Origin of the sequence: Acinetobacter sp. YH01008, assembly GCF_013420435.1 — a bacterium.
Classification (GTDB): Bacteria; Pseudomonadota; Gammaproteobacteria; order Pseudomonadales; family Moraxellaceae; genus Acinetobacter; species Acinetobacter pseudolwoffii.
The window spans coordinates 1-12,296 of sequence record NZ_VOYD01000044.1 but is presented as its reverse complement, the minus strand read 5'-3'; the positions used below and the strand labels follow the sequence as shown (position 1 = coordinate 12,296).

The following is a 12,296-nucleotide window of genomic DNA, read 5'->3' as shown; positions in this document are numbered from 1 at the left end:
CAGTAAGAGATCGAATAAGGAATTTGATAAATATCTATATAAATTAAGACATTTAGTTGAAAATGCTTTTGCGAGATTAAAACATTTCCGTGCTATTGCAACTCGATTTGATAAACTGGCACGCAATGGCTTTGTTGCATAAACATTCAAAAGCTGAGTTTTCCCCAATCCATTCAAATTTAAGTGACAACTTGGGTGTGAGGTCTACCTAATTCCGTAAATCTATTCAGAACTGCCACACGCGCATGAACTTCATTGACCTGACTTTGAAAATGTCTTGCCGTCAGCTTATCTCCTAATAATTTGATGCAATGCATCTTGGTTTCCACCAAACTGCGACGGTGATAGCCCGACCATTTTTTCCATAGGGTTCTGCCTAAATGCTTAACCGTTTGAAGTAACTCATTTCGTTCTATTGAACTGATTTTAGAATCTTTCCAGGGCTTGGCATTCTTCCTGGGTGGAATTACTGCATGTGCTTGACGATCTGAAATCACTTGTCTGCAGCACTTCGTGTCGTACGCCCCATCGGTATAGACAGAATCTATTCGCTCATTTGGTGGGATTTGATCCAGTAAATCACCTAGTACTTGTGAATCACTGACATTATTTGTCGTAAGCTGAACGGCACGTATTTGCAGTGTTTCAGCATCTATACCAATATGCAGTTTACGCCATTGCCGACGGTATTCAGGCTGATGTTTCTTACGCTTCCATTCACCTTCACCTAAAAATTTTAAACCCGTAGAGTCGACGAGTAGGTGTAACCCATCACGACTTTTCTGATAGCTTATCGCAATATCAATATGCTTTTGTCGTCTACAGAGGGTGGAGTACGAATATCACTGATATTCGGGGCTGCTCAGCCACAGAGTTTAATCAGGCTTTGAGCAAAGCCAGTGACCATACGTAAAGAAAGACGGAATAGAGATTTGATCATTAAACAGCATTGAATCGCTGTATCGGAATAAGTTTGATTTCGTCCGTGCTTGCCTTGTGGTTGTGCATACCATTGGGTCTTAGGATCAAACCAGATTGAAATATTTCCTCGCTTGATTAAAGCTTGGTTATACGAGGACCAATTGGTTGTACGGTAAGTTTTAGGTGCAGGCTTCTTCATCTGGAAATTATATTGCTAAAGAAGCCCTCAAGAATAGCTTTGTGCAACAAAGCCTGGCAGAACGAGAAATTCTGCAATTCAAGCGAACGGCAAGTTTTGAATAATAAGAGTTAGTTATAAGATTGAAAAATATAGTTTCTCAGATAGCTAGAAACTGTATTTGCTTATTTCAAAGATTAATTTAACCCTCATCCTGTTTAAGCCAATGACTTTATAATTTGAATGGTTGGCTTATTTCGATGGGTTAATTGGTATGCACATAACGAAGCATAGATGCCAGTTAAAGACCCTGAAATACTCCGAGCTTTACTCGTCACTAAATTATAGTGTCCTTTCAATAGGCTGAATAATGTTTCTATTTTGCTGGGCTTTTTTAAGTAAAATCCCTAGGTACCATGAAGGCAGATCCGCGTGATTTAAACTGGCAGAAAGTTAATCAGGAAATCCGGTTGGCGCCTTTGGGCGAAAGCCTGTCGCAACGTGATCAGTTATTGGGTAAAATTATTAAATCAATCATTCATTAAACAGGCTAAATCAACGATGTTTTAGCCTGTTTTTGATGCTATCCAGATCTTTGACATGGCGGTCGCTTCATACAGCGGACTTTTAGCTCATTCATTCAAATGTTGCAGCTGCCATAGATCACTTTAGCTGAAATCGATAAGTGCTGGCTAAACATGCTCAGGAATCCAACATTTCATTTAAACTCAACAAAATATCTATAAATCTATGCAGGAACCTGTTGTAAATTAGACACTCGAAGAAAATAAATAAAGCGTTATCTTTCTTATTCAATATTCGATGCATCAACCGGAGATTCTCAGTTGCGCGCTGCCCGCTATAAAATTTTGCTCATCATCTTATTGTTACTGGCAGTCGGTTTTGCTCTGTTCCGCTGGTGGCAGGGGCCGGTTCTACCAAGCTATACCTTGAGCACCATGCCGCTGATACAAAATGTAGTGGCCACCGGACGCGTGGCGACAGTCTCGCGTGCTCAGGTGGGCAGTGAAATTAGTGGCGTAGTGCTTGAGCGGCGGGTCACGGAAGGAGATCAGGTGAAACCTGGTGATCTCTTGGTGGTGCTGAAATCGGATGAATTACTGGCCCAAGTACGACAGGCTGAACTGGCACTGACTGAATTGGCCACCAGCAGACGACCACAGGCGACAGCAGAACTAGCCAGTGCCAAAGCACAACTGGAACAGGCCAGTCGTGAAGCAGCACGGAGACGTAATGCCGAAGCGGGTATCCTGTCGGCTGAAGAAATAGAACAGGCCTTAGAGGCAGAAAGAGTTGCCCGCAACAATTATGAAACCGTTCGTCTAAAAGCAGCGGCATTGTCTACGGGACAAGTTGAAGAAGCATCGCTTCGGGAACAGCTGGCAGTGGCGCAGGCGCAACTGGCAAAAACCAGAATTCGGGCTGCGGTCGCAGGTACAGTACTGACACGGGATGTCGAGCCAGGCGATCTGGTTCAACCAGGACAAACCTTATTTACCATTGCCTTAACGGGCAATACAGAAATCCGGGTGCCACTCGATGAACGGAATTTACCGCAACTGGCCTTAGGGCAAAATGCCACCGTGATTAGCGATGCTTATCCGGATCAGTCTTTTCCGGCCCGCATTAACTTTATTGCACCGAGCATTGATCCGCAGCGGGGCACGGTAGAGGTCAGATTAACCGTCAACCCGGTGCCAGATTTTCTGCGTCAGGACATGACCGTATCGGTCAATGTCGAGACAGATAAACGGGAGCGGGCACTGGCTATTCCGAACGATGCGCTTAGCAATATTAAAGGCAATAAGGCAGTGGTCGTGTTGGTACGTGATAGAAAAATCCAGCGCCAACCGGTGACTTTAGGTTTACGGGGTCTGGCCATGTCAGAAGTAACTTCAGGTTTGAGTGAGGGTGATCAGGTGCTGGCCAATGCCGAATCGTTACTGGAAGAGGGTGCGAGAGTCCGTCTCAAGCCACAAGATAGCTCATTGATGAGCTCGACTGACGCGACCGATAGCAAGAATGAATTACCGGTGAAATTCGATTGAAAAACTTTTTCGAGCGGCTTTGGATCGAATGGAAAATCGCGATCAGTTTTTTGTGCGAAGGTCGCGCGCAGTCCATTATGATCACGGTGGGCGTCGCCGTTGGTGTGGCGGTGATTGTGTTTATCACGGCCCTGATTCAGGGGCTACAGGCCAATATTGTCGAACGTACATTAGGTACACAGGCACATATCCGTCTGCTCTCACCCGATGAAGTCAACCGGATTGTGCCGCCGCCTGCCGGGACGGTGCAATTGTTACAGGAAGATAAACGCGCACAACGACTGCGTTCCATCAATAATTGGCAGCAGATTACCGAAACACTGGATCAGTTGCCGATATTAACTGCTGTGTCGCCTGTGGTCTCCGGGCCGGCCTTTGTACAACGCGGTGATGCGATTGAATCCGTGGCCTTGGTCGGAATGGATCTGGAGCGTTATCAGCAGATCATTCCATTGAAAGAATATTTAACCAGTGGTCAGTTACGTGTTGGCGCGGATGATGTACTGATCGGCAGTCAGTTGGCCAAAGATCTGGGGGTTCAGGTCGGTAGCAAATTGCGACTAGATACCGGTCAGCAAAACAGTGCCTTGGTAAATATTGCCGGCATATTTGAACTGGGCGTGCGTGAACTGGATGCGCGTTATGTTTATCTGGACTTGAAACAGGCACAGTCTTTACTCGGCCTGCCCGGTGGTGTAACTGTCATTGATCTGACCATTAACGATATTTTTGAGGCTGATGACATTGCGGCCCAAGTGGGGCGCCTGGCCTCATTAAAGGCTGAAAGCTGGATTTCAACCAATGCACAGCTGATGAATGCGATTACTGCACAGAGCCTGTCTACCAATATGATTATTGTTTTTGTCGCCATTTCAGTGGCTTTTGGCATTGCCAGTGTCATGTCCGTCAGCGTGGTACAGCGCACCCGGGAAATTGGTATTTTGCGTGCGACAGGCGCCACCCAGTCACAAATTTTAAGAATTTTCCTGTTTCAGGGGGCCATATTTGGTCTGCTGGGTTCGGTCGTTGGCAGTGCAGCCAGTTATGGTCTGGTCTGGGTATTTAATAATTTTGGCCCCGGATTATTTTATATCCCGATTTCGATCGAGCTGGTACTTCTGGCTTTATTGTTGGCGACATTAACAGGGGTATTGGCCGCTGCAGTACCATCACGCCGGGCAGCGGCACTCGATCCGGTGGAGGCGATTCGTCATGTCTGAACCATCTCAAGAAGTCCTGCGTTTAGAAGCGCTGCGTAAATCTTATAATATTGGTCAGCCCAATGAAATTGAGGTCTTGCATGGTATTGATCTGTGTATTGAACGCCAGGATTTTGCTGCTCTGATTGGGCCTTCTGGCTCCGGAAAAAGTACGCTATTGAATATTCTGGGATTGCTGGATCAGCCGAGTAGTGGCGAGCTGTATTTGCTGGGACAGCCGACCAGTGCCATGGATGATCGTGGCCGGACTGCGTTACGTGGCAATAGTATTGGATTTGTATTTCAGTTCCATCACCTGATTCAGGCATTTACTGCACTGGATAATATTTTAATGCCCTTGATGATGACGCGAGGCAAACCCGGACAGCAAGGCTTACAACGGGCACGGGATTTGCTGGCTGCAGTGGGGCTGGAAAAGTTTGCTGATCGTAAACCGAACGAGCTTTCCGGTGGGCAGCAACAGCGGATTGCGATTGCGCGGGCTTTGATTACAGAGCCAGCCTTACTTCTGGCCGATGAGCCTACCGGTAATCTGGATACGCAGACCGCCGCCGACATGTTTGAGCTGTTTCGTAAAGTGCATCGTGAACGCGACTGCGCCGTTCTGCTGGTGACGCATGACCCGCGCCTATCCGCCACCTGTGATCGAACCATTAATCTGGTCGATGGCCGGATTGAACGTGATTCCCATACGGTTCATCCAATTGAAACTTAGACAATATTTCAAATATTAGATTGATCCGATCCAGATTATTTCTTTATTAGTCACAGCTGACTAGAACTGAAACCAGAGAGATTAGTATGCATTGGATTTGACCCTATAATCATCTTCCATCAAATAAGTTAAACAGACTAGAACTTGAATAATATTTAATTAAATATAATATTAAAATATATAATGATGAAAGTGAAATATGATGCATGACTTCCTGAGCGCTTTTCTCGGTGGTTTACTTCTTGGTGTTTCAGTGGTCGGCTATCTGTATATTCATGGCCAGATCGCGGGCATTAGTGGTCTGATTGGACAGGTACTTAATCCTCAAAGCATTTTCAAGACGCCAGCTCTGTGGTTTTTATTGGGTCTCATCATCATTCCATTTGTTTATGGACTATGCATACAACCTGAAATCGAACTGAATACCAGTCCCTGGATGATGGTGATTGCGGGTTTACTGGTCGGTTTTGGCACCCGTTTAGGCTCGGGATGTACCAGTGGCCATGGAATTTGTGGCATCAGCCGTTTATCTAAACGTTCAATCTTGGCTACAGCCATATTTATGTGGGCTGGTTTTATGACAGTTTATGGGATTCGTCACCTGATTGGAGTGCGCTAAAATGAAAAATCTGCTGGCATTTTTATGGGGTGGTTTGTTTTCAGTCGGCTTGATGATTTCCGGTATGGCCAATCCTGAAAAGGTTCTGGATTTTCTGGATGTTTTTGGCGACTGGGATCCGAGTCTGGCCTTTGTGATGCTGGGCGCGATTATGGTCGCCTTTATTCCTTTTCAGAAAGCCACGCGAAATCCGGTAGCTAAAACTGTATTTCATGAACCGATCCAGTTACCGACTAATCAGAAAATTGATTCTAAACTGATGAGCGGCAGTCTTTTATTTGGTATCGGCTGGGGAATTGCCGGTATCTGTCCAGCGCCCAGTCTGACACTCATTGGTTTAGGCCACTATCAGGCTACTTATTTTATTATGGCCATGCTGGCAGGGGTTTATCTACATCGTCAATGGTCAGGAGCATCATCATGAGTCATAGCGCCGTAATTCAAGATTTTTTTCATGAAGATAGCCATACTTTTAGCTATGTGGTGGGTGATCCGGCCACTGGAAAATGTGCGGTGATTGATAGTGTGCTGGATTATGATGCCGCTTCTGCCAGTACATCGACCAGACATGCGGATCGAATTATTGCCTATATACGACAGCAGAACTTTGAGGTTGAGTGGATTCTGGAAACCCATGTGCATGCAGATCATTTGACCGCAGCACAATATCTGCATTCACAGTTGGGCGGCAAGATTGCCATGAGCCAGCATATTTCTATTGTGCAGGAAGTCTTTGGCGCGATCTATCATCTGGATATGAAACAGTTCAATCTGGCACAGCCTTTTGACTATCTGTTTGCGGATCATGAAAAATTCAATATTGGTTCACTACCGGCCTATAACATTCCGACGCCGGGACATACACCGGCCTGTCTGAGTTATGTGGTCGGGAATGCAGTCTTTGTCGGTGATACCTTGTTTATGCCAGATTATGGCACTGCACGTTGTGATTTTCCCAAAGGCAGTGCGGCAACGCTATTCGATTCGGTACAAAAACTGTATCAATTGCCGGATGATACCCGGGTATTTCTGTGCCATGACTATTTACCGGAAAGCCGTGATCACTTTGTCTGTGAAACCGATATTCAGACCCAGAAGCAGCATAATATCCATATTCACAGGGGGATGGCCAAAGCTGAATTTATTGAAATGCGCCAGCAACGCGATGCCCAATTAGGTATGCCAAAACTGATTTTACCGGCGATTCAAATCAATATACGTGCCGGTCAATTTCCTGAAGCAGAGGCCAATGGTATTTCCTATTTAAAACTGCCGCTGAATTATTTTCATGCCTGAATGCCTCAATTCTTAAAACCTGGTGATGAAAAGAGGATGTACACGACTGCATACATCCTCCAAGTTTTTAGTGCTTCATTTTAAAGGTCATATCTTTGGGATTGTTCTAATCGGCTAAGCAACACCCTCGTGTCATCCCGCTCATCCGCTTGCTCTCAAATGCGATTAATCATGCTTTATTGATCCAGACTACTTCTGAGCATCCAGGCAGTTTTTTCATGTACATCTAGTCGCTGGGTCAAAATATCCGCTGTTGGTTGATCATTGGCGTCTTCAATCACTGCAAAAATACTTCTGGCGGTACGTGCTACGGTCTCATGGGCATCGACCAGTAGGCGCAGCATTTCTTCAGCTTTTGGCACCCCTTCAACCTCTTTAATAGAGGTCAGTTTTACAAACTGTTTATAGGTGCCAGGTGCTGCAAAACCCAAGGCCCGGATACGTTCAGCAATCACATCCAGCGCATTCCACTGCTCGGTGTATTGGGTCATAAACATATTATGCAGGCTATTGAACTGGGGGCCGGTGACATTCCAGTGGAAATTATGGGTCATCAAATACAGGGTATAGCTGTCTGCCAATAGTCGGGATAAACCATCGACAATCTTGGCACGATCATCATGCGAAATTCCGATATCAATTTTCATTGCTTTAGATTCTTTTTTAGAAGAGGCCATGCTCTTACTCCTTAAAATTTAACAACATGCTGTGTATTAAAATAAAGCCAGATGTATTCGAAGTCCGAGTCAAACGAGGGTTCGATCTTGATGATGACTCCCGAATTGAAACTTAATTTGCATCATCAATATGAACAAGCTGAAAGATTTAAGTGTTTATAAGTTATAGATATTAGATCAATAGACAGGCAGGAAGTTTAGTCATTATGTATAGCCTGCAGAGAGGATTGTAACTTTTCAATTTAATAAACTTATTTCTCTTTATCAACCTAGCGATAATTATCCCAACAGATTTAGAACGTTGAAAAAAGCCTTAGCTATTTCAGAATGGAAATATTGCACTGATTCATGATGACGGATTTGTACGCACTATCACATCTTGCCTGAAGAACTTTTATTGCAACATAGCATGACTAAAATTTTATATCTCTTTTAAATGAATGAGATGGCTGTGTGCAAAGATCATAAAAAAAGAGGGGGTTATAAAAAAATAACACAACGCTGCCTTAATTAAACAAGGCACAACAAAGAATAATAAACCTCTTTCCTAAATGCAGTTATGTTAGGACACAGGCGCAGTCAATAACAATATCCCAGAAAGCAAAATCCTTCGAGACAGAACACTGAGATGAAGTGCTGACTTGAGACAGCATGGGCTGTAGCAACTGGGTTTGCGGGAATCATGTTATTGGCCAACCCATGCGAGACATAAAGCTCAAGCGACTTTGAGATAGACCAAAAATATCTGAACTAAACTCAAGCTCAGCAAGGAATACATCATGAAAATTAAGGCCAATAGCCCCGCGACTGGTAAAGACGGTTTAGACAAACAAAATACCAATAAAAAAAAGTGAGCAGCTCGACGCATATCGCAGTGATGCGACCGAGCAGGCACTCACCACCAATCAAGGGGTTAAAATTTCCGATAACCAGAACAGTCTCAAGGCAGGCGTTCGCGGGGCGACCTTGATCGAAGATTTTATTCTTCGGGAAAAAATTACCCATTTTGACCATGAGCGAATTCCAGAGCGTATTGTGCATGCCCGCGGTGTCGGCGCACATGGTTATTTTGAGGCTTATCCGGGGAATGAAAAACTGACCAAGGCAGGCTTCTTGACCAATACCAGTGTGCAAACGCCAGTATTTGTGCGTTTTTCTACGGTACAGGGGCCGCGTGGTTCGGCAGATACTGTACGCGATATTCGTGGTTTCGCGACCAAGTTTTATACTGAAGAAGGTAATTTTGACCTGGTGGCGAATGATGCGCCGGTATTCTTTATTCAGGACGGGATCAAGTTCCCGGATTTTGTACATGCGGTGAAGCCTGAGCCACAAACTGAAATTCCAACCGGTGCATCAGCACATGATACGTTCTGGGATTTTGTTTCTTTAGTGCCTGAATCAGCGCATGCGGTGATGTGGGCCATGTCAGATCGGGGTATTCCGCGTAATTTAAGAGCCATTCAAGGCTTTGGGGTGCATAGCTTCCGGTTGATCAATGCCGAAAATAAAGCGGTTTTTGTGAAATTTCACTGGACGCCAAAACAGGGTCTCGCCCAACTGGTCTGGGATGAAGCACAAAAACTGGCGGGTAAAGACCCGGATTTCCATCGTCGTGACTTATACGAAGCGATTGCATCCGGGAATTATCCAGAATGGGAGCTCGGTGTATAGGTCGTTCCAGAAGAAGATGAAATGAAATATGACTTCGATTTGCTGGATCCAACCAAAATTATTCCGGAAGAACTGGTGCCGGTGACGCCGATTGGCAGAATGGTGCTGAACCGTAATGTCGATTATTTCTTTGGTGAAACCGAGCAGGTAGCATTCTGTCCGGGACATATTGTGCCGGGACTAGATTTTACCAATGATCCCTTATTACAAGCACGTCTGTTCTCCTATACCGATACCCAGCTCAGCCGTTTAGGTGGTCCAAACTTCCACCAGATTCCAATCAACAAGCCGGTTTGTCCGTTCCACAATAATCAGCGTGATGGGTTACATCAGCGTATTGTACATACCGGTCAAGCCAGTTATGAACCAAACTCGATTGATGATCACTGGCCGGCTGAAGCTCCGCCAGCAGCACAAGATGGTGGTTTTGAAAGCTATCAGGAACGTATTGATGGTCACAAGATCCGTCAGCGCAGTGAATCTTTTAGTGATCATTTCAGTCAACCTCGTCTTTTCTATCGCAGCCAGGCACCCCATGAGCAAAAACATATTGTCGATGCCTATGTCTTCGAACTGAGCAAGGTAGAACGCAAATATATTCGTGAGCGTGAAGTACTGGAAGTGCTGTGTAACATCGACTTGGACTTGGCACAACAAGTCGCGGATCAATTGGGCATTGAAATTCCGGCAGAGAAAAAAGCGGCAACATTGCCAGAGGTAAAGGTTTCACCGCGTTTATCTTTCGAGGCCTTTAAACCCGAAGATATTAAGGCACGGAAAATCGCGCTACTGGTACACGATAAAGCCAATGAGGCCAGTATCAAAGCCGTTCAAGCCTGGGCAGAATCAGAGGGTGCTGTGGTCGATGTACTGACCCCGAAACCGGGTCCGGTACTGGGTCAGCAAGGCGAGGTAATTCCTTCTGACGGTATGCAAAAAGCCGAGCCATCGATTGCCTATGATGCCGTGGTGATTGCTGACGGTGACAATTACGATGTGGTGATGAAAGATGGTGTGGCGACTCATTATCTGCTGGAAGCGTATAAGCACCTGAAACCGATTATTTTCCTGGGTGATAAAGGCAAACTGATTGAAGATCTGCGCCTGATCAGGGATGAAGGGACTTTGGCGCATGAACAGTTTGACGCGGTACAAGACAGCTTCAAGACTTTGATCATGAACCATCGTGTCTGGGCGCGTGAATTGGTTGCAGAAAGCATTCCTGCCTAAACCACTAGAGGATAGGAGCCTTGGCGGCTTCTATCCTTCTGGTTTCAAAATGGATAAATAATATGGTAAGACCGGATGCCAAAAAGTTATTGGCACAGGTACAGCAAGCCAAATGGAATCGAGAACAGGACATCTATCTGATTGAGCATAACCATTTGCCTTTAGCTGAACTGATGCAGCAACTTTGTTTCAATGAAGAAGAAATCATGGCACGCCGTAAGTTATTAGGCCTGACCACACGGTTAAAACAAATGCGAAAACTTTCCCATTAACTGACTTTAAAACATAACAACAGTGCCGTATTTTATGAGGAAGAACCTGCATGAACCTCGGTTCAATATTACAAAGATTTGAAAATTCTCCGCTGGAGCTAGAAGAAAAAATTCCTAAGACCCTGATGGAACTGGTATCGATTTCCGATCAGATTCCTTATCCCGCTTCTGGAAACACCTTAAAACGCTGGCGGATGCTTAGTCAGGTTTCCGCAAGCAATCTGAGTCTGGGCAAACTGTTTGAATCACATCTGGATGCCTTGGCCATTTTGCATGAACTGAATATTCCGCTAGAGCAAAAAGGTCTATGGGCAGTCTGGGCGGCAGAAGGCGGGCCAAGCCCTTTAATATTAGACGCTGGAAAACTTACAGGAATAAAGCCTTGGTGTTCTGCCTCGGTCTGGGTGCAATATGGTCTGCTGACTTATCGTGATGAGCAGCAACGATCACAGTTGCTGATTCTTGATCTGCAACAAGCAGGTATTCAGCATCATACGGACATTTGGCAGGCGGTGGGCATGCAGCATACCTTGACTGCCCGGCTTGAACTGAATCAGGTTAATGCTGAAAAAGTTGCAGCGCCGAATGCTTATCTGGATCGGGCGGGCTTCTGGCATGGCGCTGCCGGCGTGGCTGCCTGCTGGTACGGCGCAACCGTGCGTTTGGCTGAATATTTAAAACAGGCTGTCTTGTTAAAACCGCATGCCTATAAGGCTATGTATCTCGGTGAAATCAGTCGGAAGCTTTTAGCGACACAGGCTTTGTTTTATCAAGTCGGAGATTTAATTGATCAGCAGCCTAAATTTCCCCATCAATTACAGATTCAGGCCTTGCGTGCTCAGGTTGAAGCGACCGCTTTAAACGTGCTGACTCAGGTGGGTAAGGCCCTTGGCGCTGCACCGTATTGCGAGCAGCCACATTTTGCCCGACTTGCAGCCGATCTGCCGGTGTTTATTCGTCAGAGCCATGCCGCCTTTGATCTGGAACGGATTGGTGAATTGAGTGTGCAGGAGGAAGAGTTATGGACATTATAAGACACGAGATTGTCGAAGACCGTGTCATCCATGGCGAAGGTACACGGCTTGAAGAATGGCGCTCTTGCCAGATTTTGCAACAGATGCCGGAATTCGATATTCCCAGCATTATTCCATCAGATGCCCGAGTCTGCATTATTGCCCCGCATCCGGATGATGAAATTTTGGGTTGTGGCGGTCTGATTCAGCGTCTGGACACATTGGGATATCAGATTGTACTTTTTGCCGTTACCAATGGTACCGCCAGCCATCCAGACTCGATTTTGAACCGTACCGGGTTTGTCGGAGAGTCAATATTCTGAGAGACTATCCCGATGACAAAATTAAAATATACCCCTGAAATCAGAGAAAGAGCGGTTCAATTATTGATTGAATCTGAAAAAGATTATCC

At 45.5% G+C, this 12,296-nt stretch carries 10 protein-coding genes and 5 pseudogenes; 12 read left to right on the top strand and 3 right to left on the bottom strand.

Features of this window, described 5'->3' with window-relative positions; translation table 11 throughout:
- Positions 1-142 (top strand): annotated as a pseudogene (locus FTT75_RS14600) (IS5/IS1182 family transposase); the annotation flags it as partial.
- A gap of 37 nt (positions 143-179) precedes the next feature.
- Here FTT75_RS14600 and FTT75_RS14595 read toward each other — a convergent pair.
- Both FTT75_RS14595 and FTT75_RS14590 read right to left on the bottom strand, forming a co-directional pair.
- Positions 180-1,120, bottom strand: a pseudogene (locus FTT75_RS14595) (IS5 family transposase).
- A 197-nt stretch (positions 1,121-1,317) separates the two neighbouring features.
- Positions 1,318-1,488, bottom strand: a pseudogene (locus FTT75_RS14590) (IS982 family transposase); the annotation flags it as partial.
- Positions 1,489-1,515: 27 nt separating this feature from the next.
- Here FTT75_RS14590 and FTT75_RS15925 point away from each other — a divergent pair.
- The 7 genes from FTT75_RS15925 to FTT75_RS14560 all read left to right on the top strand — a co-directional run bounded on the left by FTT75_RS15925 (position 1,516) and on the right by FTT75_RS14560 (position 7,018).
- Positions 1,516-1,644 carry a hypothetical protein gene (locus FTT75_RS15925; protein ID WP_005096127.1) on the top strand — a complete coding sequence of 43 codons (129 nt, stop codon included), beginning with the start codon at positions 1,516-1,518 and terminating at the stop codon, positions 1,642-1,644.
- A 300-nt stretch (positions 1,645-1,944) separates the two neighbouring features.
- On the top strand, positions 1,945-3,168 hold the full coding sequence (locus FTT75_RS14585) for an efflux RND transporter periplasmic adaptor subunit (RefSeq protein ID WP_159516388.1): 1,224 nt from the start codon (positions 1,945-1,947) through the stop codon (positions 3,166-3,168).
- Complete coding sequence (locus FTT75_RS14580) at positions 3,165-4,388, top strand: ABC transporter permease (RefSeq protein ID WP_180186757.1); 1,224 nt, start codon at positions 3,165-3,167, stop codon at positions 4,386-4,388. The genes FTT75_RS14585 and FTT75_RS14580 overlap by 4 nt, the downstream gene beginning before the upstream one ends.
- Positions 4,381-5,103: an ABC transporter ATP-binding protein gene (locus FTT75_RS14575; protein ID WP_005096130.1), complete on the top strand. Its 723-nt coding sequence runs from the start codon at positions 4,381-4,383 to the stop codon at positions 5,101-5,103. Before FTT75_RS14580 ends, FTT75_RS14575 begins: the two co-directional genes overlap by 8 nt.
- 202 nt (positions 5,104-5,305) lie before the next feature.
- Positions 5,306-5,722 (top strand): YeeE/YedE family protein, encoded by a 417-nt coding sequence (locus tag FTT75_RS14570; RefSeq protein ID WP_180186760.1) that lies wholly within the window; start codon positions 5,306-5,308, stop codon positions 5,720-5,722.
- A 1-nt stretch (position 5,723) separates the two neighbouring features.
- Positions 5,724-6,146 carry a YeeE/YedE family protein gene (locus FTT75_RS14565; protein ID WP_005096132.1) on the top strand — a complete coding sequence of 141 codons (423 nt, stop codon included), beginning with the start codon at positions 5,724-5,726 and terminating at the stop codon, positions 6,144-6,146.
- On the top strand, positions 6,143-7,018 hold the full coding sequence (locus FTT75_RS14560; protein ID WP_180101463.1) for an MBL fold metallo-hydrolase: 876 nt from the start codon (positions 6,143-6,145) through the stop codon (positions 7,016-7,018). Before FTT75_RS14565 ends, FTT75_RS14560 begins: the two co-directional genes overlap by 4 nt.
- 176 nt (positions 7,019-7,194) lie before the next feature.
- Here FTT75_RS14560 and FTT75_RS14555 read toward each other — a convergent pair whose 3' ends face one another.
- Complete coding sequence (locus FTT75_RS14555) at positions 7,195-7,695, bottom strand: Dps family protein (RefSeq protein WP_005096135.1); 501 nt, start codon at positions 7,693-7,695, stop codon at positions 7,195-7,197.
- Positions 7,696-8,474: 779 nt separating this feature from the next.
- Between FTT75_RS14555 and katE the strand changes: the two are divergent.
- The 4 genes and pseudogenes from katE to FTT75_RS14535 all read left to right on the top strand — a co-directional run.
- Positions 8,475-10,599, top strand: a pseudogene (katE, locus tag FTT75_RS14550) (catalase HPII).
- A 62-nt stretch (positions 10,600-10,661) separates the two neighbouring features.
- On the top strand, positions 10,662-10,871 hold the full coding sequence (locus tag FTT75_RS14545) for a hypothetical protein (RefSeq protein WP_005172145.1): 210 nt from the start codon (positions 10,662-10,664) through the stop codon (positions 10,869-10,871).
- A 50-nt stretch (positions 10,872-10,921) separates the two neighbouring features.
- Positions 10,922-11,905, top strand: a complete 984-nt coding sequence (locus FTT75_RS14540; protein WP_180186756.1) for an acyl-CoA dehydrogenase — start codon at positions 10,922-10,924, stop codon at positions 11,903-11,905.
- Positions 11,893-12,171, top strand: a pseudogene (locus FTT75_RS14535) (PIG-L deacetylase family protein); the annotation flags it as partial. The gene FTT75_RS14540 and the pseudogene FTT75_RS14535, both read left to right, overlap by 13 nt.
- Between the last annotated feature and the right edge of the window lie 125 nt (positions 12,172-12,296).

Coding starts and splice junctions, on each gene's coding strand:
- FTT75_RS14540 (WP_180186756.1), top strand. CDS start 10,922: ATGAACCTCGGTTCAATATTACAAAGATTTGAAAATTCTCCGCTGGAG.
- FTT75_RS14570 (WP_180186760.1), top strand. CDS start 5,306: ATGCATGACTTCCTGAGCGCTTTTCTCGGTGGTTTACTTCTTGGTGTT.
- FTT75_RS14575 (WP_005096130.1), top strand. CDS start 4,381: ATGTCTGAACCATCTCAAGAAGTCCTGCGTTTAGAAGCGCTGCGTAAA.
- FTT75_RS14555 (WP_005096135.1), bottom strand. CDS start 7,695: ATGGCCTCTTCTAAAAAAGAATCTAAAGCAATGAAAATTGATATCGGA.
- FTT75_RS14560 (WP_180101463.1), top strand. CDS start 6,143: ATGAGTCATAGCGCCGTAATTCAAGATTTTTTTCATGAAGATAGCCAT.
- FTT75_RS14545 (WP_005172145.1), top strand. CDS start 10,662: ATGGTAAGACCGGATGCCAAAAAGTTATTGGCACAGGTACAGCAAGCC.
- FTT75_RS14565 (WP_005096132.1), top strand. CDS start 5,724: ATGAAAAATCTGCTGGCATTTTTATGGGGTGGTTTGTTTTCAGTCGGC.
- FTT75_RS15925 (WP_005096127.1), top strand. CDS start 1,516: ATGAAGGCAGATCCGCGTGATTTAAACTGGCAGAAAGTTAATCAGGAA.